Here is a 25,316-nt window from a genome sequence, read left to right as displayed (position 1 = left end):
GCATAACTCCTGCAATTTTTGGCGGACGCATCGCCGCTCCCGGAGCTGCAGGTGTGGGCATCGAAGCATCCCCAGATTGCAGGAGTTGTGCATTCCTGGCAGTGGTGATCGCGGGAGTGGTGATTGCGGCAGTGGCAGTTCCGCCGAGTTGCCCAAAATGGCCGCTATCCCCAACTGGATAGCAACCATTTCGGGCAACTCGGACACGACTGCACGTAGGGGTCGGCGGACGTCCGACTCACGGCTGTGTCCGGATACCGCCGGGCGCTACTCGCGTGGGCCGCGGTCGTCGGGGGGAAGGGACGGCGGACCAGAAGGTCCGCCCGCACCGCGCCCATCCGCCTTGCCATCACGGCGCCGCAGGTACTTCTCGAACTCCTGCGCGATAGCCTCGCCGCTCGCTTCGGGGGAGTCGACCGTGTCCCTCGCCTGCTCAAGCTGCGTGATGTAGGTCGCCATGTCCTCGTCCTCGCTCGCGAGCACATCGATCCCGCCCTCCCAGGCAGCAGATTCGTCCACCAGTTCCCCCCTCGGAATCACCACGTCGATCAGCTCCTCGAGCTTGTCGATGATCGCGAGTGTTGCTTTGGGCGACGGTGCATTGTGTACATAGTGCGGCACGGATGCCCAGATCGAGACAGTGGCAATCCCGGCCTTCTCCGCAGCCTCGCCGAGCACCGAGAGGATGCCGACCGGCCCCTCGTAGGTGCTCTTCTCCACCGAGAGTTGCGCGCGCAACTGCACATTCTCACTGCCGACGAAGACCGAGATTGGTCGAGTGTGCGGCACATCGGCGAGCATTGCACCGAGGAACACGACGCCGGTGATCTCGTTCTCGGTGATGGTGGCCATGATCTCAGCGGTGAAACTCTTCCAGTTACGCGATGGCTCGGTGCCGAGCAGCAGGTAGATGTTCGAGGCGTTTCCACCGATGGCGCCAGCAGCAGCGCCAGCAGCGTCAGCATCGTCAGCAGCGCCAGTAGCAGCAGCATCAGCACCGTCAGAGCCGGCACCCGCCAGCCGCTGACCCAGCACCTGTGTCGGCCCATAGGTGACAACGGTCGGCCAGATAAGCAGGCGATTGCCCTTATCATCCTGCGCCACGGTCGGCCGATTGAACTGGTAGTCGAAATACCGCTCCGCATCGATCTCGGCGATCGGATACAGGTCGAGCAGGTCCTTGAGCATCGAGACCGCCCCGCTTGCGGCTTCCCCCGCATCGTTCCAGCCCTCGAAGGCGACGACCAGAAGTCGCCCATTCAACATTCCCGCGTTTGGCACTCGCTACCCTCTGGGGTCACGTTTCGGTGGACGGCCGGCTGTGGCCCATGACTTACCCTTCGTCAAGGATAGAACCCCTGTCCGTCTAAACTTGGTGCTCGTGACCGAACTCCTCCCCGCCGCCGTCCTGTGGGACATGGATGGCACCCTCGTCGATACCGAGCCGTACTGGCTCGCCGCGGAGGCCGAGCTCGTCGCGTCATACGGTGGCACCTGGACACAGGAGGACGGCTTCACCCTCGTCGGATCCGGACTCTGGCATGCCGCGAGCATCCTGCAGCGCCGCGGAGTCGAACTCACCGAAGACGAGATCGTCGACCGCCTCACCGACCGGGTGATGGAGCAGATCGAGACCGGGGTCGCGTGGCGTCCGGGGGCTCTCGAACTCCTGGCCGAGCTGCGGGACGCGGGTGTTCCGATGACCCTGGTCACGATGTCCATTCGGCGGATGGCCGAGCATGTCGCGTCCTTCATTCCGTTTAGCGCCTTCGACCACATCGTCGCCGGTGATTCGGTCACCCACAGCAAGCCGCATCCCGAGCCGTACCTGATTGGCGCCGAGTTGCTCGGGGTCGATCCCGAGCAGTGCATCGCCATCGAGGATTCGACCACCGGGCTTGCCTCCGCTGTCGCCGCTGGGGCCACCGCGATTGGTGTGCCGCTGCATTCCCCGCTCGAACACGGGCGCGGGTACACGATCTGGCCCACCCTCGCCGGCCGGGGTATCGCCGATCTGTCGGAGGTCTTGCGTTCGAGACGAACGGATGTCGCGTGACCGCCGTTCGACGCCAGAGTGGGCCATTTCGCGCCGGAGACCGCGTGCAGCTCACCGGCCCGAAAGGCCGGCTCAACACCATCACCCTCGAACCGGGCAAGGTCTTTCATACTCACCGCGGCATGGTGGATCACGACGCCCTGATCGGGCTCGCGGATGCCTCGGTCGTCACCGCGACCAATGGCGACGAGTTCCTCGCCCTTCGCCCGCTGCTCAACGATTTCGTGATGTCGATGCCCCGAGGGGCTGCCATCATCTACCCGAAGGATGCGGCGCAGATCCTCAGCCTCGGTGACATCTTCCCCGGTGCCACCGTCGTCGAAGCCGGCGTCGGCTCGGGCGCGCTCAGCCTGTGGCTGCTCCGGGCCATCGGACCAACCGGATCCCTCACCTCCTTCGAACGTCGCGAAGAGTTTGCGGATGTCGCCCGCGGCAACGTCGTCTCATTCCTCGGTGCGGAACCCGAGAACTGGACCGTGACGGTCGGTGACCTCGTCGAATCACTTCCCACGGCGGTGCAGAACGGATCGGTTGACCGCGTCATGCTCGACATGCTCGCCCCCTGGGAGTGTCTCGGAGTCGTCGCCGATGCTCTCGCCCCCGGCGGCGTTCTGCTCTGCTACATCGCCACGGTCACACAGCTCTCCCGGGTTGCCGAAGCTGTGCGTGGAACGGGGATGTTCACCGATCCGGATTCCTCCGAGACAATGGTGCGCGGGTGGCACGTTGAGGGTCTCGCCGTTCGCCCCGACCACCGCATGGTCGCTCACACTGGCTTCCTGCTGACGGCCCGCCGCCTCGCGCCCGACACTGTGCTGCCACAGGTCAAGCGCAGGCTCTCCAAGTCGGACTACTCCGATGAGGATGTCGAAGCCTGGACCCCGGGGGCGCTCGGGGAGCGCTCGGTCACCGACAAGCGCCTGCGGAAGACTGCCAGGGCGGCCCAGGCCACTGCTGGCCACGCAATCGCCGCAGCAGATAACGAGGCAGATTCCACAGCAGTGATCGCTGCAGCTACCGAGGCGGATGGTGCACCAACGCCGCCCCGCAGGCCGGTAGTTTCGCCCCCTGCGGACGTGCCGACCGCCCCGTCACTCTAGAATTACCCCGTTCAACGATCGTGATCGAAATGAGGATTCGTGCGTAAGACCACGGCGCTGATAGCTGCCATTGCTCTACTCGGCTCACTGACGGCCTGCGCGAGCAGCACCGAAGCCAGCATCGCCGGGTGCGATCGGAGCTTGACCTCTGGTGCGGCATCCTCTGTCGTCGCGGCGACCGGCAAGTTCGGGGCTGCGCCAAAGGTGACCTTCCCCACGCCCCTGTATTCCGCGACCTCACAGGTCTCCACGATCATCGCGGGCACGGGTGCACCGATCGGCGCCGGCCAGCCAGTAATCCTCGAGGTCACGATTCTCAACGGTGCCAACGGAACACCGCTGCAGACGACCAGCTACAACGCCACGGGCGGCAGCCTGATCACCGCGGGCAAATCCGCCTTCCCCGCCGTGAGCCTCGGGCTCGAATGTGCTCAGGTCGGATCCCGCATCGCGATCGTCGGATCGGCGAAAGACAGTCACGGCGGCACCGCCGATGCGACCAATGGCATCGGTAAGAACGACTCCTTCGTCTATGTCGTCGACGTGAAGGATGCCTTCCTCGCCAAGGCCGACGGGGATGACCAGATCCCGGTCAACGGCATGCCAGCGGTCGTGTTGACGGCCGAGGGCACTCCCGGCATCAGTGTTCCCGCCAGTGCAGCACCGAAGACCGCCAAGGTCAACGTGCTGAAGAAAGGCTCGGGAGAGACCGTAAAGAGCGAGCAGTTCGTTGCGGTCAAGTACACCGCCATCGGCTGGGGCACCAAGACCGTCTTCGATTCGACCTGGACCGATCGCCAGGCCTCAATTCTGCAGGTCGGAACGGCCAGCGTCTCCACCGGATTGAGCACAGCCCTGATCGGCCAGACGGTCGGATCCCAGGTGCTCGCAGTGTTGCCGCCGAAAGCTGCGGCGACCGCTGACGGGGCCGGTAAGGCCCCCACCGATGATGCCGCCGTCTACGTCGTGGACATCCTCGGCATCGCCGGGTAAGTTACCTTCCGACCGGTCAGCCGGCCCCATCCGGACACAGGCCGAGTGTCCTCCGAGTTCATTTCCAGCCAGGATGCCGTGCCAACTCCAAGTGTTTCCAAAATTCCCGTCGAGGAGCGGCTGTTCAGTCTCGTGCTCGCTCTTCTTGCGACCGAGACCGGCCTGACCAAGAACGAAGTACTCGCGACCGTGCAGGGGTATCGCCAGCGCTACCGTGCCGGCGGTGACAACGCCAATCTCGAGCGCCAGTTTGAACGCGACAAAGATGACATCCGCGACCTGGGAGTGCCACTGGAGACCGTGGATTCCCCGGGCCAGTCCGGCAACAACCAGAACCTGCGGTATCGCATCCCGCGCGGAAGCTACGAGCTGCCCGACGACATCACCTTCTCGCCCGGGGAGTCCACGTTGCTCAACCTCGCCGCTCTGGTGTGGCGAGAGGGATCGCTCTCCGGGGAATCCCGTCGCGCGATAATCAAACTCAAGGGACTCGGGCTCGTCTCCGATGAGCCGGTGCTGGGCTATGCGCCTCGGATTCGCCTGCGGGATGCCGCTTTCGAGCCGTTGCGCGCCGCTCTCGAGCGCAACGCGATCGTGCGCTTCGCCTACCTGAAGCCCGGGGAGGCCGAGGCGCGGGTGCGGGAGCTCGCCCCGCTCGCGCTCGTGCAGCATCAGGGCCGGTGGCACCTGCATGCTGCGGAGCCGGGCACCGAGATCACCAAGACCTTTCTGCTTCGGCGCATTGTGAGCCAGGTGACGACCACCGGCGCGACCTTCCCAGCACCGAGCGGCGATCAGACCGCGCACGCCCTCGCAGAACTCGACGAGGTCTGGGAGTCCCACACCGCCGACGTCGAGGTGGTCCCCGACTCCGATGCGGGCACCCGCCTGCTCAAACGCCGCGGCAGCCTGCGACTGCCATCCGGTGTGTTGCGATTGCACTACTCCGACGTCAATATCTTCGCCGACGAACTCGCCGGATACGGCCCAGAGGCGCTCGTGCTTTCTCCGCCAGCGCTCCGTGCAGCGGTGCACAGTCGCCTGCTGCGCACGGTTGATGAACACGCTGCCGACCCGAGCACCGCCGGTGCACCCGGTGCCGAAGGGACCAACCATGGCTGAGAGAACCCCACCGCTGCAGGCGCAGGACAAACTCGCTTTTCTCCTCTCGCTCGTGCCGTTTCTCATGGAGCACGAGCGCATCAGCGTGCAGGATGCCGCGCGCCATTTCGCCGTGAAACCAGAGCAGGTGCGGGAGGCGGTGAAGCTCATCGCCGTCTCCGGTATCCCCGGTGAGACCGGCCAGTACCAGCACGGCGACCTGTTCGATCTCGCCTGGGACGACTTCGAAGACCATGACCAGATCGTGCTGACCAATCTCGTGGCCATCGACGATGCACCGCGCTTTTCGGGGCGCGAAGCAGCCGCCCTCATCGCCGGGTTGCAGTACCTGTCGGCCCTGCCGGAGAATTCCGATCGCACCGCCATCGCGAGCCTCATGGCCAAGCTCTCACGCGGAGCATCCGCCCTCCCGAGCCAATTCGCGGTTGGGGCATCGGAGACCGATGAGACGCTTGCACTCATCCGCACTTCGGTCGCCTCCGGCGTGCAACTGCAGTTCGACTACATCAACTCGCGCGGTGAGCACGAGCGTCGCCGGGTCGACCCGCTGCGGATCGAATCGATGGATGCCGACTGGTACTTGCGCGGATGGTGCCACCTGCGCGAGGCGGTGCGCACCTTCCGCATCGACCGCATCGGCAACCCCACCGTCACCACCGAGCCGATCACCACGCATGCGGCCGACGTGCACCTGCCCGACACGCTCTTTGAGGGCTCAGCAAATGACCTGGTAGTCACGATCGATGTCGCTCCGTCAGCGGCTCCGCTTCTGGCGGACTACTTCACCGACGGCACGGAAAGCACTCTGGTGGGCGGTCGCAACCGTACTGAGCTTCGGGTCTCGCACTATCACGGGCTCAAACGTCTCGTCGGCGGGCTCCCGGGCATGGTCACGGTGGTCGAGCCAGCGGATGCCCGGCGCGCGGTCAGAGACTGGGCGGCGGCGGGCGCGGCGCGCTATGAACCCGCAAACGACATCGCAGAAGACGCCGCAGCAGGAGATGCGGAAGACGCCGGCCAAGAAAACGACACACGCTGATGCCCTGGTGGTCATGGCTCGTCATCTGGACCTGTCTCGCCCTCGCACTCGTCGCCGTGTTCGTCATCGCGGCGTGGCGCCTGTTTCGCAAGGCCGTGACAGTGTTCACCGATGTGGGCACGCTTGCTGGCACGACGGAGCTGCCGGCTGCCGCCATCACGGAGTTCGATAGCGACGACGAACTCGCGATCCTGCAGAACCTTTCCGCTGTGCGAGCACGACGACGACGCGTGCGGGAGGCATCCGCACTCCGCCGCGATGCCAGGCAGGCAGTCCGCATAGCTCGTGGCCGCGCCCTCACGCGCGTCGATGCGAATTCCCGTCGGTGGTTCTGAGCCGAATAACAGGCGCGTGATTCGAATACGCGGTAACCTTCTCTGAGATATGTTTTTCGACTCCTAAGGATCTCGCCCATGGCAAATCTCACCGGTTGGCACGCCCTGGTACTTCTGGTTATCGTCGTGCTCCTCTTCGGAGCCACCAAGCTCCCAGGCCTCGCAAAGAGCGTCGGACAGTCGATGAAGATTTTCAAGAACGAGGTCAAGGCGGAGGAGAAGGTGGCACCGCCCGCCGACGCTGCGCCGCATAATCATGCACCGCAGAGTCACGCGTCGCAGAGTCACGCGCCGTTAGAGGTGCGCGAATCGACCGACTCCGCGCATCCCTCGGCTAAGCCCTAGCGATAGCCCATTACCGCCACTAAGCCGTCCCGCACGAAGCCTGCCCGCAGTGAGCGGGGTGCGGGCCGTGAAGGCCGGATGTCTCTCGGCCAGCATCTGATTGAGCTGCGCAAACGACTCTTCATCTCCGCGATCGCTATCGTGGTCTTTGCCGTGGGTGGCTTCCTCGTCGCCGACTTTGTACTCAAGGCAATCCGCGCTCCAATCGAGGCGATCGCCAAGACCCATGGCAATACGACGCTCAACTACTCGACTGTCGGTGCGGCGTTCGACGTGCACATCCAGATTGCGATCACGGTGGGTGTGATCGCCTCCAGCCCGGTGTGGCTGTATCAGATCTTCGCATTCATCGTGCCGGGGCTCACCAAGAAGGAGAAGCGCTACACCTTCGGGTTCTTTTTCTCGGCTGTGCCATTGTTCTTTGCGGGATGCGCCGCCGGATGGTGGGTTTTCCCGCACATCGTGGATGTGCTCAACTCCTTCGTGCCGACCCAGGATGCAGCCATCACCGAGGCGAAGGACTTTCTTGGTTTCGTCACCAAGCTCGTTCTCGCGGTCGGAATCGCGTTCGTTCTTCCGGTGTTCCTTGTGCTGCTCAACTTCCTCGGGATCATTTCCGGAGTCAGCATCTTCCGCAGTTGGCGCTGGGCGATTCTCGCCATCTTCGTGTTCTGCGCGCTCGCAACGCCCTCGGCAGACGTCGCATCGATGTTCCTACTCTCGGTGCCGATGATCTTCCTGTATCTGCTCGCCGGTTCGATTGCCCTGTGGCGGGACCGGGTCATGGCTAAACGCACCGACCGCTTGGCCGACGACCTCGGCGGCGCGGCCGCCGCATGACCGGGCTGAGCCCCGCAGAACGTTTCGCCGCGTCTCGCGAACGGCGCGGCACCCCGCGCGTCGAGATGTTTCGCAGCAACCAATCCTTCGACCTCGATCCGTTCCAGATCGAATCTTGCGTCGCGCTCGAGCGTGGAGACAGCGTGCTCGTCGCGGCTCCGACCGGTGCCGGCAAGACCATCGTGGCCGAATTCGCGGTGTTCCTCGCGATGCAGCAACCACGGGCGAAGGTGTTTTACACCGCACCGATGAAGGCACTGTCCAACCAGAAATTTCAGGAGTTCGTCGCCGAATACGGTGCGGACCAGGTGGGACTGCTCACCGGCGACACGAATATCAACTCCGGGGCACGCATCGTGGTGATGACCACCGAGGTGTTGCGCAACATGCTCTACGCCGACTCCGACCTGCTGAGAGATCTCTCCTTCGTCGTGATGGACGAGGTGCACTACCTGGCGGATCGGTTCCGCGGCGCGGTGTGGGAGGAGGTCATCATCCACCTCCCGCAGTCGGTGCGGCTGGTCTCGCTCAGCGCGACCGTCTCGAACGCCGAGGAGTTCGGCGACTGGCTGCAGGCGGTGCGCGGCGAGACAGCGGTGATCGTCTCGGAGGAGCGTCCGGTGCCGCTCGACCAGCACGTGATCATGCGCACCAAGCTCATCGACCTCTTCGCAACGACGAAGGCCGGTCCGGGGGATCCTCCCGGCACTCCCACCCACCGGGTGAACCCCGAACTTGTGCAGATGGCGCGATACGGCGGGCGCACCATCAGTTCGCGCCAGATGCAGGATGTCGGCCGGCGGCACTCCCGCGGTGGACGTCCTGACGACCTCAAGATGGATCGCGCCGGCGTCGTATCAATGCTGGGGGAGCGCAATCTGCTGCCCGCCATCTTTTTCATCTTCAGCCGGGTGGGCTGCGACCAGGCCGTCAAGCAGGTACTCCGCGCCGGTGTGCGACTCACCACCCAGCTCGAGCGCGACGAGATCGCAGACATCGTGGAGGAACGCTGCCGCACCATTCTCGATGAAGACCTCGCCGTTCTCGGCTACTACGAGTGGCTCGACGGACTGCAGCGCGGCGTCGCCGCCCATCACGCTGGCATGCTGCCCGCGTTCAAGGAGGTGGTCGAAGAACTCTTCCAGAAGAAGCTCGTCAAGGCCGTCTTCGCCACCGAGACCCTCGCTCTCGGAATCAACATGCCCGCACGCACCGTCGTGCTCGAGAAGCTCGAGAAATTCAACGGCGAGGCCCGCGTGCCGATCACGCCGGGGGAGTACACCCAGCTCACCGGACGTGCCGGTCGCCGCGGAATCGACGTCGAAGGCCATTCGGTGATCCAGTGGCAGGAGGGGCTCGACCCCCAGGCGGTGGCCTCGCTGGCCTCCCGCCGCACCTACCCGCTCAACTCCAGCTTCTCACCCACCTACAACATGGCAGTGAATCTCATCGAGCAGTTCAGCCGCGAACGTGCCCGCGACATCCTCGAGTCGTCGTTCGCGCAGTTCCAGGCCGACCGCGCCGTCGTGGATCTCGCCCGCAAGGTGCGATCGCAGGAGGAGTCCCTTCGGGGGTACGAGGAGGCGATGACTTGCCACCTCGGAGATTTCCGCGAGTATTCGGGCATCCGTCGTGAGCTCACCGATCTAGAACGCAAGGGGGCTATTCGTGCCGACCTGCAGAGTCGTAACGAGCGGGACAAGCGCCAGAACCAGCTCGCCGCCCTGCGCAAGCGGCTCAAGCAGCACCCCTGCCACACCTGCAATGACCGCGAGACGCACGCACGCTGGGCGGAACGCTGGTGGAAGCTGAAGAAGCAGACGGATGAGCTGAGCCGCCAGATCCAGACCCGCACCGGCGCCGTTGCCCGCATCTTCGACCGCGTCACCGATGTGCTGCTCGAGCTCGGGTACCTGCTGCGCTCCGAGAATGGCGAGGTGACGGCATCCGTGCACGGGCGCACGCTGCGGCGGATCTACGGTGAGCGTGACCTGCTCGTGGCCGAGTGTCTGAGGCGCGGTGTCTGGACTGATCTGGATCCCGCCGGACTCGCGGCAATGGCCGCCGCCCTGGTCTACGAGCCGCGACGCGATGAAGGTCAGACATCGGATCGCTACCTGCCGAAGGGTGCGTTCCGCCCAGCCTTCGAGAAGACAACAGACCTGTGGTCGAAGCTCGACGACATCGAGCGCGACCACAAGCTCCCCGGCAGCAACCCGCTGTCCACCGGCCTGTCACTCGCGATGAACCGCTGGGCGCAGGGAGTGCCCCTCGATTCGGTGCTGATGGAATCGGAACTCGCCGCGGGAGACTTCGTGCGCATGACCAAGCAGACGATCGACCTACTCGACCAGCTCTCCGTGGTGGCCGATGGCACCGTCGGGCGCACGGCGCGGCAGGCACTGGAATCGATCCGCCGTGGGATTGTGGCCTATTCTTCGGTTGCCTGACACGGGCGATTAACCAGGGTGAGCTGGCTGCAGTGATCGCAACCTCCACTTAAGCTTGACGGGTGCGTTCGAGCCTCTCACCCCGCAGAGGGGTTGCCCCCGGATGGTTGAGGCGCCCACTTCCACTCACCGCCGCGATTCTTCTCGCAGCGATCTCGGGCTTCGCCAATGCGGCCGCTTTCCCCGGGCTCGGCTGGTGGCCGCTCATCTTCATCGGCACCGCGCTGATGTTCTGGTCACTCAACGGTCGCCGGGCGTGGTCGGCGCTGCTGGTCGGATTCGTGGGCGGCTTCGCGTTCTTCGGCAACCACATCCTCTGGCTAACGGTCTATCTCGGACCGGTGCCGTGGCTCGCCCTCGCTGGGCTCGAATCGATCTTCTTCGCACTGGGCTGCGTGCTCATGGCGCTGGCCTGGCGCCATGTACCCCGCGTGTGGTCGGGACCGGGGGGCAAGCTCATTGGCCTCCCAGCGGTGCTCGCCGCACTGTGGGTGCTTCGTGAAGCCGTCACCAGCGTGTGGCCCTATGGCGGCTTCTCCTGGGGTCGCCTCGCCTTCTCCCAATCCGACAGCACCTTCGCCCCGCTTGTGGCATGGCTCGGAATCTCCGGGGTCAGTTTCGTCATCGCGTTCCTCAGCGCAGTGCTGCTTCAAGCCGTGCGCACGACTCGGGTGCGCTGGACGACTCGGGGGATGATCGCGGCAACCGCGTTCCTCATCGCCGCGCTGTTTCCGGCGTGGCCAGTCCTCTCCTCCGGAAGTATTCGTGTCGCAGCGGTTCAGGGCAACTCCAACTCCGGGCTATTCGCCCAAGTCCGGCCGGGAGACAGCCTCAACGACCACCTGCAGGCCACAGTGCCGATTCTGGGCAAAAAAGTGGATGTGGTCGTCTGGCCCGAAAATGCCTCCGATATCGATCCGCTGAGAAGCGAGCAGGCTGCCAAGACCCTCGACTTCGTCTCCCGGCAGATGAATGCCCCACTCGTGACCGGCACCATCACCGAAAACGGTGCCGGCCAGACATTCAACAGCCTGCTGCTCTGGAAGAACGGCGCGGGTGCGGTCGCCCAGTACGACAAGATCCATCCGGTGCCGTTTGCCGAATATCTGCCCGATCGCGCCTTCTGGTATCCACTGGCGCCGAGCCTGTTCGACCTCGTGCCACGTGACTACAGCTTCGGGAAGCGCTCCAACGTCTTCGATATCAACGGGGCGATGGCTGGGCTCGCCATCTGTTTCGACATCGTCGACGACGGACTCATCCACCAGATGGTCGACGGGGGAGCGCAGTTCATTCTCGCCCCCACCAACAACGCCGACTTCGGGCGCTCCGACGAGAGTGCACAGCAGGTGGCTATCGCCCGTCTGCGCGCGATCGAGACCGGACGCAGTGTGGTGAACAGCTCCACGGTCGGGGTGAGTGCCATGTTTGCTCCTGATGGCCGGGTCATCGCGACGCTTCCCACCTTCACGCGCGGCGCCCTGGTCGAGACTATTCCGCTGAGCACCACCATCACGCCCGCGATGTTCGCCGGTCGCCAATTCGAATGGATCATCACGGGCTTCGGCCTCGTCGTGTTACTGGTCGGGATGCTGCTGGCACCGCGTCAGCACCGGGCCGGCAGACTGCGCGACAGCACAAACCCAAACAGCGCAAACCCAAACACTACAAACCAGAACAGAACAACGCGAGAGCGGAGTCGCCGTGGCTGAGGCCCTCATCATCCTCCCGACCTACAACGAGATCGAGAGCCTGGAGATGATACTCGGGCGCATCCGCCAGTCCGTGCCGCAGGCCGACGTGCTGGTGGTTGACGACTCGAGTCCGGATGGCACGGGGCGCCTGGCCGACCAACTCGCCGCAACCGATCCGGGCCTGAGCGTGCTGCACCGGGCAGAGAAAGACGGCCTCGGGCGCGCCTATCTGGCCGGCTTCGCACACGCCCTCGACAACGGCTACCTTTACGTCATCGAGATGGATGCCGACGGCTCACACGATCCGTCAGTGCTCCCGGCTATGCTCAGCCTTGCCGCCGGGGATGCAGACCTCGTCATCGGTTCACGCTGGGTGAGCGGTGGATCGGTGCGCAATTGGCCGTGGATCAGGCAGGTCATCTCCCGCGCAGGCAACGTCTACTGCCGCATCGTGCTGCGTTCAAACATCCACGACATCACCGCAGGATTCCGCGTCTACCGCGCTGATGCACTGCGATGGCTCGACCTGTCCGCGGTTTCCTCGCAGGGTTATTGCTTTCAGGTGGAGCTGGCCTGGCGGCTGGAGCGGGCGGGAAAAATCGTGGTCGAACATCCGATCGTCTTCATCGAACGCGCAGCTGGACGCTCCAAGATGCACGCCGGTATCGTTCTCGAGGCCCTGCTGCGGGTCACGCTGTGGGGTATTTTCGGCCTTCGCTCCGCGATGACGAAGTAGCGTGCGTCGGCGCTCAGAAAAATAGCCGACTGCCGCGTGAGCGACAATCGGCTAGGCCCGGTAGAGCCACGTTCTTTTCGGATCAGACGCTACGCGCCGACCTTGTGCTGACCCTTGCGTGCCCGAAGAAAATCAAGACGCTCCTGAAGCAGTTCCTCCAGCTCGTCACGAGTACGACGCTCGAGGAGCATGTCCCAGTGGGTGCGGGGAACCTTCGCGTCTGACGGCTCCGGCTCGACTTGGACGCCATCTTCACCAAGAAGTCGACCCTCCTGGCCGCTCTTCGGAGACTCCCAGACCGTAGGGACCTCCGCATCTGATGAGAAGGTCACCTCGAACGTAGACCCGTCCGCTGCCTGGTAGGTACTTTTCTTTCGCGGGGAGAAGGTGACGCCTTCTTCGCTCTGAAGACTCTGAGACCCGAGCCTCATTCCGCGCAAACTGCGATCCGCCATTGTGTGGTCCTCTCTCGCGTTTCAACCTCCAGTTATAAACCCCCAAGCTGGGCAAATCATTTCCATTGCGCGGTGATACCAGCGAACTCACAGGCTACTCCCTGCTTGCGAGCCGGGCCCTGATGATCTCGAGGGCGAGATCCGGCCGATCGGTGATGAGCGCATCGACACCGAGATCCAGAAGTCGTGTCATAGCTGCCGGATCGTTGATCGTCCACACGTGCACCTCCACACCGCATTTCTTCAGCAGCCGCACCGAACGGGCGGAGACCACGCGAAGCCCCCGAATTCGCTCTGGCACCTGCACGGCCTGCATGCCACGAAGCACGTGCCGCGCGAGTGGCACGATTCCGAGCGTCACCGCGAGCAGGGCAATGGCGAACGGCAGGGCGGATGCGGAGGTCGCAACACCCGGCAACAATCGCACCGCACGCAGCCTGCGCGCATTGTCGAACGAGGTCAGAAGCACGCGGTGCGTCGCCTGTGCGCTACGAATCGCCTCGACGGCTGGCGCCACCGCTCCGTCCGACTTCAGGTCGATGTTGAATCGAGCCTCGGGAAACGCACACAGCGCCTCCTGCAGGCTCGGGTAGCTCTGACCACGCCCAAGGTCGATCTTCTGGAGTTCGGCGAACGAGAGTTGGTCGATGCGCCCGGCAACCCCGGCTGTGCGAGCGAGATCGGCATCGTGGCTGACGACGGGGACGCCATCGACGGATGCGTGAACATCGGTCTCACAGTGGGTGATGCCGAGTGCGAGCGCGGCCGCGAAGGCGAGAAGCGTGTTCTCCGGAGCATCCGCCGCCCACCCCCGATGCGCAAAGATGCGGGGCAGCGGGCCATCAAAAAACCCGTTGAGACTCTCGACAGGGCCGTTCTCGACAGGGCCGTTCTCGACAGGGCCGTGCTCGGCCGGGCCGTGCTCGACCACGCGTTCCTCTCATCGAACGATCCGAAAAAACTGCCTAGATGACTGGTGAGTCAGTCGCAGGCGGGGGAGTGGGTGTCACCGGAGCGGATGTCGGGGGAGTCGCTGTGTGAGCGCCGGCATTTCCGCCGGTATTCCCCGTCAGGCTCGCACCGAAGCCAGCAGTGATGCTCTTGATCGCCTCGGTGAGCTCCGACGGAATGATCCAGAGCTTGTTGGAGTCACCCTGCGCAATCTTCGGGAGCATCTGCAAGTACTGGTAGGCGAGCAGCTTCGAATCGGGATCTCCATCGTGAATTGCCTTGAAGACCGTTTGGATCGCCTCAGCCTCACCCTGGGCGCGCAGCACCTGAGCCTTGGCTGCGCCCTCCGCTTCGAGAATATAGGCCTGCCTTGCACCCTCAGCCTGCAGGATCGCAGCCTGCTTTGTTCCCTCAGCGGTCAAAATCTGTGCCCGACGATCGCGCTCGGCGCGCATCTGCTTTTCCATCGAGTCCTGGATGGAGACTGGCGGGTCGATGGCCTTGAGCTCGACACGACCGACTCGAACGCCCCACTTGCCAGTGGCCTCGTCGAGTACGACGCGCAACTGTCCGTTGATATTGTCGCGGCTGGTGAGGGCTTCCTCGAGGTTGAGAGATCCGACCACGTTTCGCAGTGTGGTGGTGGTGAGAAGCTCGACAGCGCCCAGGTAATTGGCGATCTCATAGGTTGCCGCGCGGGCATCCGTCACCTGGAAGTACACGACAGTATCGATCGAGACGACCAGGTTGTCTTCGGTGATCACCGGCTGTGGCGGGAAGGAGACAACCTGCTCACGCATATCGATGAGCGGTCGCACCCGGTCGATAAACGGCACAAGGATGTTGAGTCCCGGCTGGAGGGTCTTGTGATATTTGCCGAGTCGCTCGACAACTCCGGCGCGAGCCTGAGGGATTATCTTCACTGACCTGAAGAGAATGGCCAGTACGAAGATCGCGACAATGATGATCACGATCACGAGAATGATTTGTCCGAACAGGTCGATGATCACAGTGCTGTTCCTTCCGAGGGCGCCACTATCGCGGTTGCCCCTTCGATCGCCGTTACGACGATGCGTTCACCGGTATCTACCGGTCGATTCGTGGTGGCCTGCGACAGACGAGCTGTCCAGGTTTCGCCGTTCGCGAGCTTGACGTGGCCCTGCCCGTCGACAAAAGGTGTAGTGACCGTTCCAGCGGCTCCGATCAAGGCGGCAACATTAGTCGGGGTGGCATCGGACCCACGGCCCAGTGAGCGCTTGATAGCCGGCCGCGCAATAAACAGAAAGAGAAGGGAGAGCATCCCCGCAAGCAGAATTTGCGCCCAGAACGGCGCACCGAGCAGGTCTGCCACGAGACCGCCGACACAGCCACCCGCGAGCATGAGAAAGGTGAAATCGACGGTGAGAACCTCGACGATGACGAACACCAGCAACAGCGCCACCCAAAAGACCCAGGCGTACATCGTGAAAAAATCAGCGATCATTCAGCGGTGCCCCTTGCCACTCGTGTCCCCTAAAACTAGCACCGGCACCCGTAAAACCGCCTGATCTTGCTATTCTCGTGACCCGTGGCTCGCGCCTCGACCGCCCTTTCGACTTCAGGAGCCATCCCGTGACAAATCCCCTCGCCGCCGGTTCGCTCGACGGGCTCCGCGCCCTCGTGACCGGCTCTTCCCGCGGCATCGGCGCCGACACCGCCACCTACCTCGCCGAGGCTGGCGCGAGAGTCGTGATCAACTTCCGCAACAAAGAGGCCCGCGCAACCAAGCTCGTCGACAAGATCATCGCCGCAGGCGGATCCGCGATCGCCATCGGCGCGGACCTCACCGACCCGACGTCGGTCACCGGGCTGTTCGACACCATCACGAGCGAATGGGGCGGCCTCGACATCCTCGTGATGAATGCCTCCGGCGGCATGGAGTCCGGAATGGCCGAGGATTACGCGATGCAGCTCAATCGCGACGCCCAGGTCAGCCTGTTGACTGCCGCACTTCCACTGCTCTCGCCCGGATCCCGCGTGATCTTCGTGACCAGCCACCAGGCGCACTTCATCCACTCGACCCCCACGATGCCGGAGTACCTTCCCGTGGCACTCAGCAAGCGGGCGGGTGAGGATGCGCTGCTGGCGATGATCACGATCCTGGATGCTGCGGGCATCGGATTGGTCGTGGTCTCCGGTGACATGATCGAGGGCACCATCACCGCCACACTGCTCGAGCGGGCCAATCCCGGGGCGATCAGTGCACGCAAGAGCTCGGCCGGCCGCCTGTTCAACGTGAGCGAGTTCGCCGCGGAGATCGCGTTGGCTGCGGTAGAGCCGATCCCCACCGATCACACCCGGCTGGTCGGGGACGTGAGCGGCTTCGGTACCGCCTGATCCTGTCGGGGCGCGCGTCGGGGTTCTCCCGCCAGCTCTGGGCTGCCCTGTGTCGCGGCCGATAGCATCTGTGTCGCGGTGGCTAGCATGGGAACGATGAAGCCTTCAGATCTTCCCCTGCTGTCCACCGTATCCCGCCCCACGATCCACCCGGATGGCAGTCGTGCTGTCGTGGCGGTCTCGCGACCGGATCTTGATGCGGACCGCACGGTTGGGCAACTGTGGAGTGTCGATGTCGGTGTCGATGTCGGTGTCGATGTCGACGGCTCCGGTGCGCGGCGGATCACCCGCGGGATCAGTGATTCTTATCCGCAGTTCTCACCGGACGGCGCTTTACTCGCGTTTGTCCGGTCGCCAACCGACGGTCCGGCACAGCTGTACGTCATGGCTGCACCTGGCGGAGAGCCGGTGCAGCTGACCGATCAGAAACTGGGCATCGGCATCTGGCGCTGGTCCCCGGACTCCCGCAAGATCGCCTTCACCGCTGCGGTCGCCGAGGACGGACGTTACGGCACCGTCGCGCACCTCGGGCCGGGTTCTGAGCCGCCCCGTCGCATCAGCACTCTCAAGTACCGCTCCAACGGGTTCGGCTACACGACCGATCGGCGTCGCCAGGTCTTCCTCATCGATGTGCCCAGCGTGGATGACGAGCCCGGCTACCCGACGGCACCTTCGGCCGAGCATCCGGAGCCCGACGCATCCACCGGGGTTCCCCTGCCGCGCCGGCTCACCGAAGGAGACTTCGACCATGGAGCTCTCGCCTTCTCGCCGGACGGCCGAACACTCGCGGTGGTGTCGGCGCGGCATCCCGATCGTGACCGTGACCTCGCCAACAACGTCTACGAGCTCACTCTCGAAACGCCTGCTGGGGAGCTACCGGCCGCAGTGCAGGTCACCGGCCACCACCGCCGCTACGGTATCTCGAGCGTCGAATATTCTCCGAGTGGCGAGCTGTGGTTCATCGGTGCTGATCTGGGCGAGCGCGGCATCGACTTCGTCGGACGTGGAGATCAACTCTGGGTGCAGGATGCGGCAACCGAGGCCGCGCGACGGCTCACCGATTCGGCCACAGTTCAGCTCGACGGCGAGCTGATCGTGACAGCCGAGGGAGCCCTCGTGCACCGCCTCGACCGTGGGCGGGTACATCTGCTGCGGATCGCACTCGACGGCACGGTGACCGCTCTCGTCACCGGCGATCTCGAAGTGCACGGAACAGCGGCCAGCCACAATGCCAGCACCGGGGCAAACACGATCGTGGTCTCCTACACGACCCCATCCTCGATGGGTGAGCTCGGTCTCGTCACCGCGAGCGGGTCGCATCCGCTCACCGACTTTTCCGCGGGGTTGCGCCGCGGCGGGGTGACTCCGCTTCAGGAGCTGTCGGTGACCGCGCACGATGGCAGCGATGTGCACGGCTGGGTTCTGACACCGATCGACCAAGGGGAACCACATCCGGTGCTGCTGGTTATTCACGGCGGACCATTCGCCCAGTGGGGAGTCTCATTTTTCGACGAGGCGCAGGTGTATGTCGACGCGGGCTACGCCGTGGTGATGTGCAATCCGCGCGGGTCGGCCGGATATGGCGAGGTGCACGGACGTGCCACGCGCCAGCGAATGGGCACTGTCGACTTCACGGATGTGATCGACTTCCTCGAGGGGGCTTTGTCACGTCACCCCGCACTCGACAGAGAGCGCATCGGTGTGATGGGCGGCTCGTATGGCGGTTATCTGACCGCGTGGATCATCGCCAATGACCACCGTTTCGCCGGAGCGATCGTCGAACGCGGCTACCTCGACCCCGAGACTTTTGTCGGCACCTCCGACATCGGCTCGTTCTTCAGCGACGAATACACCGGTACGGATCCGCAGCGGATGCGTCAGCAGAGTCCGCAGGCGCTGTCGGGCCAGGTGACCACTCCAACGCTGGTGATCCATTCGGAGGACGATCTGCGCTGCCCACTCAGCCAGGGCGAACGCTTTTACGCAGCGTTGAAGCGCAACGGTGTCGAGACGGAACTGCTCATCTTTCCGGGGGAGAATCACGAGCTGAGTCGCAGCGGAAGACCACGACACCGCGTGCAGCGCTTCGAGGCCGTGCTGGACTGGTGGGCGCGATACCTGCCGTCCGTTGCGAATCCGGGCATTGCGAATCCGGGCGTCACGAGTCCGGGCGTCTAAGTGCGGAATCGACATCGCCTCACGTCCCGAATCCTGATCTTCGATGAGCAGGATCGAATTCTGTTGTACCTGACGGTTGGATCGGTGCCTGCCGAGCGCACACGCTGGATTACACCCGGTGGGGGAGTAGAGCCGGGGGAGACCCATGCCCAGGGCGCTCGGCGCGAACTCTTCGAGGAGACGGGCCTCGACATCTCCGACCTCGGCGAACCGGTCTGGCGCCAAGATTTCGTGCCGGACTACGCCGGGGGAGACCACGACACCGCTCATGCCGAGTATTACCTGTTGCGTACCACGGGCTTCCAGCCGTCACGAGAGAATTGGACCGCCGAAGAACTACTCGACGTGCTCGAGACCCGCTGGTGGACGCTCGACGAACTCACCAGCACGACAGAGCCGTTTCGTCCTCCCGAACTGCTCGACCTCATCCGCAACCAGTTACCGCCCTGTTGAAAGGCTCACCGTGACCGAAGACACCGCCCGCCTCATCGCCGAGATCGAAGCACAGGAGGAGCGCCTCGTCTTCGCCCGGTTCAGCCACGCCGATGCGTGGGAACTCGGATGCATCCTGGTTGCGCTCGGTACCGAGCGCGGCCTTGCGATCACCATCGACATCCGCCGCGGCGACCAGCAGCTCTTCCATGCCGCACTGGCCGGCACCGCCGCGGACAACGACCAGTGGATCGATCGCAAGGTGCGCACAGCGCGGCGATTCGGCAACAGTTCTTTTCTGGTCGGACTGCGCCATCGCGCCACCGGAACACCCTTCGAGACGCGCGAATGGAACGATTCATTGCTGTTCGCGGCGCATGGCGGTGCGTTTCCAATCATCATCCGCGATTCGGGCCTGATCGGCACCGTCACCGTATCGGGCCTCGCCCAGGATGCGGATCACCGCCTCGTGGTCGAAGCCATCGAGCGATTTCTCGGCCTCAGCGACCAGTAGTGCCGGGCTGCGCCGTTATGTCAAGTAAACATCATGTCAAGAAAAGACGACGCGGAGGACCGCACTGTCGAGACACTGTTTGAGCTGGCGAGGCAGCAGATCAACTTTGTAAGAAACCCGGGATGAGCGTTGGTGACAACGAGACGATGATTCCGATGAGTGCGGTAACAGCGACCAGCACGGCCATCACGATCAAAACGGCGATTCCGGCGGACCGGACCAGCGAAAGAAACATCGACATGTCCCAAGTATCCCAGATTGCGGCGGATGCCTCGGGCGCCTCTATTCAAGGGTTTCGTGCGGGGGCTCCCAGCTTCTGCTGCTGGCAAAAGCGCTGATAATGCGCATTATGTCAAGTCGGGGATATTCTGCATGTCAAGTCAGGGATAATCTGCGGCGGTAACACTCGACGATTAGGTCACCGCGAATCTCGCAGAGCCGATCGATGACCCGCCCCACCGTTTTCTTTGAGACCCCCGGCGCAGAGATGTCCCACGGGCCGATGGGCTGCAGCTTTCCGCACCGGATGCGAATGACTTCCCAGCCGGCTGCGCGCAGGAGGCGATCTTTTCGCCGGTCAGTGTCCTCGCGTCGACCGACATGTTCGAGACCGTCCCGGCCCGTCGTGTCGTATTCGATCGCGACCCGCAACTCTGCGATCACGATGTCGGGCCACACCTCGTGGTGCGCGAAGAACGCACGGCCAACCCGCACCGCATTCAGTGAGAAATCGACGTCGAATATCTGGGCGAGCCGATGCCGCAGGTCGCCCTCGGCTGCCGACGCCGGCGTTGGAGCGAGAGCGCTGAAAAAGGCCTCCCCCACACGAGACTCCCCCACAGCAGACTTCCCCGCGACGGCCTCCCCCACAGGATGAAGGGGCGAAATTTGTCGAACCGGTACGCGACGGGTTCGTGAACGCACCGGCGACACAGTGCGAGACGGTACAGGTGCACGCGGGCGCCTCGCTCCCGCCGCGCACTCGGGACACCAGGTCGACCGCCGCCTCGACTGCCCGGGTCGCTGACGTTGCTCCTCAGGGGTTGCCACGAATTGATGCCCGAAGTCGCACTGCCAGACGAGATAGACCTCGGCGGCTGGCGGCACCTGGGTCAGGGTGATCCCCGAGTTCAGGTCGGGGCGATATTGGCGCACCAGCACCGGATGACGCTCCCAGTCGCTGCGATAACAACCGACCGGATATGGGATCTCGAGCGCCTTCGACCATTGGCGTCTGGCCCACCACAGTTCGACCGGTTCTGCCATGGCAACAGGATGCCCCACCCGACCGACACCGGCCAATCGAGCATCCGCCCCAGAGGATGGAGCCCAGGAAGAATGGAGCACAGGAAGAACGGAGCCTAGGAGAGGATGTCTTTTGTGGTGAAGCGTCCAAACGCGAGAGCCCCGAAAACGAGGATATATCCGGCCTGCAGAATCAGATTGCTGCCGAATGAATCCCACAGGATGGGCTGACGTGATAGGTCGGCGAACCCGAGCCAGTAATGGCTGAACAACCACGGGTGCAACCAGTCGAGCTGCGGCAGCGAGTCGAGCACCTGGGAGACGACGGACAGCACAATCGTGGTGGCCATCGCTCCGACCGGCACGTCCGTCATCGTGGAGATGAACAGGCCGATCGCAGAGAGTCCGAGTAGCGAGACGCTGATGTAGGCGGCGATCAGCAGCGACCGCACGATCGAGTCCCCCACCGCGATGCTGTCACCCGAGAGGAGGGTGACCGGGCCAATCGGGAACAGTGCGGCGCCGATCATCGCGCCGGAGACCGCCACCGCGAGCGTGCCTGCAACGCAGAAAACCGCGGTCGCTACGTACTTCACGACGAGAAGCCGCACCCGGCCGGCCGGTGCGATTAGCAGATACCGCAGGGTGCCTGCACTCGCCTCCCCCGCAATCGTGTCTCCGGCAACGACTCCGACGGTCAGCGGTAAGAACAGAGGCACCGAGACCAGCAGCCCGACGAAACTCACGAAGAGGCCATTTTGGCTCACCTGATCGAGAAACGCGGGGCCGCGTCCTGTCGAGGGGCGGGAGGAGGTGAGCCGCACGGCAAGGGCGATCAGCACCGGAATCAGAGCGAGAGAGGCAAGCATCGCCCAGGTGCGGCGACGGCGGAACAGCACCGAGATTTCGGATGCCAGAAGGGGCAGCCCGAGCACCGACCGATTGCTCAGAGCGGGTCGATCAGCCGGCGACATCGAAACCCTCCCCCGTGAGGTCGACGAAACGCTGCTCGAGGCTCGGTCGATCGACAGTGAACGAACGCACTCGCACTCGCGCGTCCACGAGGGCGGCGACCATTACTTCCGGATCGGGTTCCTTCTCGCCGAACGCGGCGATCAGCTCCGTAGCATCCGCTCCCGGCTCGGCAACGGTCATCCCGAAGCGGGAGAAAACTGCGATTGCCAGATCCCGGTCCGGGCTCTCCAGCCTCACGCGCGCACCGCCGACTCCGCGCAGCTCTGCGATCGTGCCCTGCGCAACGAGACGTCCGACGCTCATCACGGCCGCGTCGGTGCAGACCTGCTCGATCTCAGCGAGCAGGTGACTGGAAACGAAAACGGTAGTGCCCTCTGCCGCCAGGGACCGGATGAGGCTGCGCACCTCACGAGTCCCCTGCGGGTCGAGGCCATTCGTCGGCTCGTCAAGCACAAGTAGTCGACGGGGGGTCAGGAGGGCGTTGGCGATGCCGAGCCGCTGCTTCATTCCCAGGGAGTACGCCTTCACCTTCTTCCCCGCCGCATGCGACAGCCCGACCCGCTCGAGTGCCGTCTGCACGCGAACACGCCGGGTCGCGGATGTTGCGTGGCCGTCGGCGGTGTCGAGACGATGGAGGTTGGCTGCACCCGACAGGTAGGGGTAGAACCCTGGCCCCTCCACGAGCGCGCCGACCTCGGGAAGTACCATCCGCAGATCCTCCGGAATGCGCTTCCCAAGCACCTCGATTTGCCCGCTCGTGGCCGAGGCAAGACCCAGAAGGAGGCGGATGGTGGTGGTCTTGCCCGACCCGTTCGGACCGAGAAACCCGAACACCGAGCCGACCGGTACACGAAGGTCTACGCCGTCAACGGCGAGTTGTGATCCAAATCGCTTGGTCAGACCCTCGGTGTGGATCGCAAATTCGGTACCCATCGCGAACCCGGTCGCGACGGGGGTCACTTCGTTGCAGCGGCAGCGGCAGCAGCAGTCTGAAGTTTGGCCAGCGGCACCGAACCGGCGAACACGCGTCCGTCATCCGTCAGCAAGACGTTAATTAGGCTCGTGCGAAGCAGGCGTCCGCCCGTCACCGAGGTGGTGAGCTGTGCGAAGAGGGGCGAGGATGTCGCGCGTGCCGTATTCTTGCCGGCCGGGAGGGCGACGATCGCGTCCCATCCGGTTCCTGAGACTGTCGGCTTCGCGGTGTCGTTCCGAGGTGTTTCAGTCTGAGGCGCCTGGGCCTTCGGGGTTTTTGTCATCACTGTGACCCCGGCTGGCGGGGTGAAGGTGAAGAGGCTGGCATCGGGAGTGCCGAGGTCGAGCGTAGAGAATCCGACGCGGAATGCGGGGGCCTCCTGCGAACGGGCGAAGACCTCGACCGACAGCGGGAGCCCGGTTTCGGAGTCGACCGCGATGGAGACGGATCCGATCAGCGTCTCGCCGGCCTTCGGCGTGAGCACCAAGTTGTATGCCGTCCGTCCCGCGACGCGCAGATCGTCGCCAAGCGAGACAACGGTGGTGGAGTCGACCGAGGAAAGGAACTTCGAGGCAAATTCGTCAGGGGTAGGAATGCTGCCCTCGGTCAGCGGCGGCGAGGTGGCACCCGCAGCGAGCGTCGAATGCGCTGCTGTCTTCTTCTTCGAGTCGTAGAGCCACACCTCGGAGCCATTTCGCACCATGTCCCGCTCCGCCATGGTGTCGAGCACCTGCACGCGCTGCTTGGTTGATCCGTCCACGAAAATCCGGGCGGTGTGCGAACCGGTGAGCAGTTCGATTGCGGAACCCGCCGAGGCATCCGCGCCGGTGGTCGGGATCTCCGGCAGTCCGAAGTTCGAGGTCTGCGAGAGTGTGCCCGACAGCGCAGTGACCTTCTCCCCGGCCGCGAGCGCGAGCACTTGGGACGGCGTTTTGGTCGGCAGGTTCACTGCGGCATTCGCCGCGACGGGCACAGCGACCGCGACCGATGCGATCAAGACGGGCACCGCGAGGGCGGGCATCCACTTCAACCAGGTGCGTTTCATGGTGACGAAACTACTCTCTGATGCCTACGGTTGGCTGGGTTGCGAGTTACTGGCACACGGGGCTACTGGCACACGGGGCTACTGGCACGCGTGCTTCTGGCACGCGTGCTTCTGGCACACTGCGTTGTGGCACACTGAGTTCTGGCACACTGAGTCGATGCCGCCTGTGAAGCGTTGTCCATGCCTGCGCGGCGACAGCTATGACGAATGCTGCGGGCCATTTCATCGCGGAGCTGCCTGTCCACCGACCGCCGAACGACTCATGCGGTCGCGATACGCGGCGTTTGCCCTCGGCGACAGTGCTTACCTTCTGGCCAGCTGGCATCCGGATTCGCGCCCGGCCTCTCTCGAACTCAACCACCTGCGCTGGTACCGCCTCGACATCGTCGGGCGCACCGCGGGAGGGCCGTTGGACACAACGGGCACAGTCGACTTTCGCGCCTACTGGCGGGCGGCGGATGGCGCGGCCGGGGTGCAATCGGAGAACAGTCGATTTACCCGCGTCGAGCAACGTTGGGCCTATCTCGGCGAGGCCTGAGCCGTCGATCGGCGTGACCGCGCGCCCGTTTGTCAGCCATGCGCCCGAACGTTCGGGCGCATGGCTGACAAACGGGCGCGCGGTCGCACAACTGACAAGCAGCGGTCGTGCCGCGGCGGCTCAGCGACCGCGGATCCGGCGCGAGAGTTCGGCAGCGGCCCTGCTGATCTCGGCAGCGAGGTCCGGCCAGCGTTCGACCGGGATCGCATCGCGCGGGAATGAGACGGCGATGCCCGCAGCCGGCCAGCCGGTGTGGTCCCGCACTGCGACCGCGACGGAGGCGATTCCCTCTGTGACATCCCCGTCTTCCGCCGCAAAACCGCGTTCGCGTACGCCATCGAGCAGGCGGGAGAGCTCCGCGTATCTGGACGGACCCGAATCCAGCCGGTGTTCAAAACTCTCGCTGGAGGGAAACAACGCCCTCAGTTGGGATTTCGGCAGGGTCGCAAGCAGTGCCCGCCCGCTCGCGGTGACATGGCTCGGCAGCCGCACCCCGACATCCGTCACGAGATGTGGCCGCCGCGGGGCACGCTCCTCGATGAGGTAGACGACGTCCCGTCCGTGCAAAACCGCGAGGTGGGCGCTCTCACCAAGCCGGTCGACGAGGGCGGAGAGGATGGGGCGCCCCAGTCGAGTGAGCGGCTCCTGGCGCATGAATCCCGAGCTCAGTTCGAAGGCCGCGATTCCGATTCCATAGCGCCGTTCCTCCGGAAAGTGCAGAACGAAGCCATGTTCCTCGAGTACGCCGAGCAGGCGGTAGACGGTGGATCGCGGAAGCTGCAGGGCGTGGGCGATAGTCGAGGCGGCGATCGGACCACGCTGGGCAGACAGCAGCGCAAGGATGCGCAGGGTGTGGTGCGCAGCTGGAGCGGGGCGAGTGGTCCGATCATCCATTTCTCTTTCCCTGTTTTCCGCATCGACAAC

General features: G+C 64.2%; 27 protein-coding genes. 17 read left to right on the top strand and 10 right to left on the bottom strand.

Going from position 1 to position 25,316, the window contains the following annotated elements; genetic code table 11:
* Positions 1 to 267: 267 nt before the first annotated feature.
* On the bottom strand, positions 268 to 1,266 hold the full coding sequence (locus tag IWX88_RS07610) for a proteasome assembly chaperone family protein (RefSeq protein WP_196829004.1): 999 nt from the start codon (positions 1,264 to 1,266) through the stop codon (positions 268 to 270).
* A gap of 115 nt (positions 1,267 to 1,381) precedes the next feature.
* Here IWX88_RS07610 and IWX88_RS07605 point away from each other — a divergent pair, with 115 nt between their 5' ends.
* The 11 genes from IWX88_RS07605 (at position 1,382) to IWX88_RS07555 (ending at position 12,710) form a co-directional block, all read left to right on the top strand.
* Positions 1,382 to 2,056 carry an HAD family hydrolase gene (locus IWX88_RS07605; protein WP_370568239.1) on the top strand — a complete coding sequence of 225 codons (675 nt, stop codon included), beginning with the start codon at positions 1,382 to 1,384 and terminating at the stop codon, positions 2,054 to 2,056.
* A complete protein-coding gene (locus tag IWX88_RS07600) occupies positions 2,053 to 3,156 on the top strand; it encodes a tRNA (adenine-N1)-methyltransferase (protein WP_196828806.1) in 1,104 nt (367 codons plus the stop codon). The genes IWX88_RS07605 and IWX88_RS07600 overlap by 4 nt, the downstream gene beginning before the upstream one ends.
* A 39-nt stretch (positions 3,157 to 3,195) precedes the next feature.
* Positions 3,196 to 4,149 (top strand): FKBP-type peptidyl-prolyl cis-trans isomerase, encoded by a 954-nt coding sequence (locus IWX88_RS14215; RefSeq protein WP_196828804.1) that lies wholly within the window; start codon positions 3,196 to 3,198, stop codon positions 4,147 to 4,149.
* A 78-nt stretch (positions 4,150 to 4,227) separates the two neighbouring features.
* The gene (locus IWX88_RS07590; RefSeq protein ID WP_370568238.1) at positions 4,228 to 5,271 is read left to right on the top strand and encodes a helix-turn-helix transcriptional regulator; all 1,044 of its coding nucleotides are present in this window, start codon (positions 4,228 to 4,230) and stop codon (positions 5,269 to 5,271) included.
* The gene (locus IWX88_RS07585; protein ID WP_196828802.1) at positions 5,264 to 6,310 is read left to right on the top strand and encodes a YafY family protein; all 1,047 of its coding nucleotides are present in this window, start codon (positions 5,264 to 5,266) and stop codon (positions 6,308 to 6,310) included. The genes IWX88_RS07590 and IWX88_RS07585 overlap by 8 nt, the downstream gene beginning before the upstream one ends.
* Positions 6,310 to 6,645 (top strand): hypothetical protein, encoded by a 336-nt coding sequence (locus tag IWX88_RS07580; protein ID WP_196828800.1) that lies wholly within the window; start codon positions 6,310 to 6,312, stop codon positions 6,643 to 6,645. The genes IWX88_RS07585 and IWX88_RS07580 overlap by 1 nt, the downstream gene beginning before the upstream one ends.
* Positions 6,646 to 6,723: 78 nt before the next feature.
* Complete coding sequence (gene tatA / locus IWX88_RS07575) at positions 6,724 to 6,990, top strand: twin-arginine translocase TatA/TatE family subunit (protein ID WP_196828798.1); 267 nt, start codon at positions 6,724 to 6,726, stop codon at positions 6,988 to 6,990.
* Positions 6,991 to 7,068: 78 nt separating this feature from the next.
* A complete protein-coding gene (tatC, locus tag IWX88_RS07570; RefSeq protein WP_196828796.1) occupies positions 7,069 to 7,830 on the top strand; it encodes a twin-arginine translocase subunit TatC in 762 nt (253 codons plus the stop codon).
* Positions 7,827 to 10,280, top strand: a complete 2,454-nt coding sequence (locus IWX88_RS07565; RefSeq protein WP_196828794.1) for an RNA helicase — start codon at positions 7,827 to 7,829, stop codon at positions 10,278 to 10,280. The genes tatC and IWX88_RS07565 overlap by 4 nt, the downstream gene beginning before the upstream one ends.
* Before the next feature lie 62 nt (positions 10,281 to 10,342).
* Positions 10,343 to 11,992, top strand: a complete 1,650-nt coding sequence (lnt, locus tag IWX88_RS07560; RefSeq protein WP_196828792.1) for an apolipoprotein N-acyltransferase — start codon at positions 10,343 to 10,345, stop codon at positions 11,990 to 11,992.
* Positions 11,985 to 12,710: a polyprenol monophosphomannose synthase gene (locus tag IWX88_RS07555; protein ID WP_196828790.1), complete on the top strand. Its 726-nt coding sequence runs from the start codon at positions 11,985 to 11,987 to the stop codon at positions 12,708 to 12,710. The genes lnt and IWX88_RS07555 overlap by 8 nt, the downstream gene beginning before the upstream one ends.
* An 89-nt stretch (positions 12,711 to 12,799) precedes the next feature.
* Here IWX88_RS07555 and IWX88_RS07550 read toward each other — a convergent pair whose 3' ends face one another.
* The 4 genes from IWX88_RS07550 to IWX88_RS07535 form a co-directional block, all read right to left on the bottom strand.
* On the bottom strand, positions 12,800 to 13,165 hold the full coding sequence (locus tag IWX88_RS07550; protein ID WP_196828788.1) for an RNA polymerase-binding protein RbpA: 366 nt from the start codon (positions 13,163 to 13,165) through the stop codon (positions 12,800 to 12,802).
* Positions 13,166 to 13,259: 94 nt separating this feature from the next.
* Positions 13,260 to 14,096: a glycerophosphodiester phosphodiesterase family protein gene (locus IWX88_RS07545; RefSeq protein ID WP_370568236.1), complete on the bottom strand. Its 837-nt coding sequence runs from the start codon at positions 14,094 to 14,096 to the stop codon at positions 13,260 to 13,262.
* A gap of 34 nt (positions 14,097 to 14,130) precedes the next feature.
* Positions 14,131 to 15,120 (bottom strand): SPFH domain-containing protein, encoded by a 990-nt coding sequence (locus tag IWX88_RS07540; protein WP_370568249.1) that lies wholly within the window; start codon positions 15,118 to 15,120, stop codon positions 14,131 to 14,133.
* Positions 15,121 to 15,122: 2 nt separating this feature from the next.
* Positions 15,123 to 15,599 (bottom strand): NfeD family protein, encoded by a 477-nt coding sequence (locus IWX88_RS07535; RefSeq protein WP_196828786.1) that lies wholly within the window; start codon positions 15,597 to 15,599, stop codon positions 15,123 to 15,125.
* 128 nt (positions 15,600 to 15,727) lie between these two features.
* Between IWX88_RS07535 and IWX88_RS07530 the strand changes: the two genes are divergently transcribed.
* From IWX88_RS07530 to IWX88_RS07510, 5 genes are all read left to right on the top strand, one after another.
* Positions 15,728 to 16,492: an SDR family oxidoreductase gene (locus IWX88_RS07530; RefSeq protein WP_196828784.1), complete on the top strand. Its 765-nt coding sequence runs from the start codon at positions 15,728 to 15,730 to the stop codon at positions 16,490 to 16,492.
* 96 nt (positions 16,493 to 16,588) lie between these two features.
* Entirely contained in the window at positions 16,589 to 18,670 is a 2,082-nt protein-coding gene (locus IWX88_RS07525) for a S9 family peptidase (RefSeq protein WP_196828782.1), read from the top strand.
* Positions 18,671 to 19,123 carry an NUDIX domain-containing protein gene (locus IWX88_RS07520; protein WP_196828780.1) on the top strand — a complete coding sequence of 151 codons (453 nt, stop codon included), beginning with the start codon at positions 18,671 to 18,673 and terminating at the stop codon, positions 19,121 to 19,123. It begins immediately after the preceding gene.
* 10 nt (positions 19,124 to 19,133) lie between these two features.
* Positions 19,134 to 19,616 carry a heme-degrading domain-containing protein gene (locus IWX88_RS07515; protein WP_196828778.1) on the top strand — a complete coding sequence of 161 codons (483 nt, stop codon included), beginning with the start codon at positions 19,134 to 19,136 and terminating at the stop codon, positions 19,614 to 19,616.
* Positions 19,617 to 19,738: 122 nt separating this feature from the next.
* On the top strand, positions 19,739 to 19,954 hold the full coding sequence (locus IWX88_RS07510; protein WP_196828777.1) for a hypothetical protein: 216 nt from the start codon (positions 19,739 to 19,741) through the stop codon (positions 19,952 to 19,954).
* Between the two features lie 37 nt (positions 19,955 to 19,991).
* On the opposite strand, the gene IWX88_RS07505 is transcribed toward IWX88_RS07510, so the two are convergent.
* From IWX88_RS07505 to IWX88_RS07490, 4 genes are all read right to left on the bottom strand, one after another.
* Positions 19,992 to 20,882, bottom strand: coding sequence for a zinc-ribbon domain-containing protein (locus IWX88_RS07505; protein WP_196828776.1), 891 nt, complete (start codon positions 20,880 to 20,882; stop codon positions 19,992 to 19,994).
* Positions 20,883 to 20,977: 95 nt separating this feature from the next.
* Positions 20,978 to 21,835 (bottom strand): ABC transporter permease, encoded by an 858-nt coding sequence (locus tag IWX88_RS07500; RefSeq protein WP_196828775.1) that lies wholly within the window; start codon positions 21,833 to 21,835, stop codon positions 20,978 to 20,980.
* The gene (locus IWX88_RS07495; protein WP_196828774.1) at positions 21,822 to 22,769 is read right to left on the bottom strand and encodes an ABC transporter ATP-binding protein; all 948 of its coding nucleotides are present in this window, start codon (positions 22,767 to 22,769) and stop codon (positions 21,822 to 21,824) included. Before IWX88_RS07495 ends, IWX88_RS07500 begins: the two co-directional genes overlap by 14 nt.
* A 23-nt stretch (positions 22,770 to 22,792) precedes the next feature.
* Positions 22,793 to 23,854, bottom strand: coding sequence for a sigma-E factor regulatory protein RseB domain-containing protein (locus IWX88_RS07490; RefSeq protein ID WP_196828773.1), 1,062 nt, complete (start codon positions 23,852 to 23,854; stop codon positions 22,793 to 22,795).
* Between IWX88_RS07490 and IWX88_RS07485 the strand changes: the two genes are divergently transcribed.
* The gene (locus tag IWX88_RS07485) at positions 23,853 to 24,392 is read left to right on the top strand and encodes a YchJ family protein (RefSeq protein ID WP_370568235.1); all 540 of its coding nucleotides are present in this window, start codon (positions 23,853 to 23,855) and stop codon (positions 24,390 to 24,392) included. The genes IWX88_RS07490 and IWX88_RS07485 overlap by 2 nt on opposite strands.
* A gap of 120 nt (positions 24,393 to 24,512) precedes the next feature.
* Here IWX88_RS07485 and IWX88_RS07480 read toward each other — a convergent pair whose 3' ends face one another.
* A complete protein-coding gene (locus IWX88_RS07480) occupies positions 24,513 to 25,286 on the bottom strand; it encodes an IclR family transcriptional regulator (RefSeq protein ID WP_196828770.1) in 774 nt (257 codons plus the stop codon).
* Positions 25,287 to 25,316 lie beyond the last annotated feature (30 nt).

Origin of the sequence: Frigoribacterium sp. CG_9.8, from assembly GCF_015751965.1 — a bacterium.
GTDB lineage: Bacteria > Actinomycetota > Actinomycetes > Actinomycetales > Microbacteriaceae > Lacisediminihabitans.
Note: the sequence above shows the minus strand (reverse complement) of the source record. Positions and strands in the feature narration are given on the sequence as shown.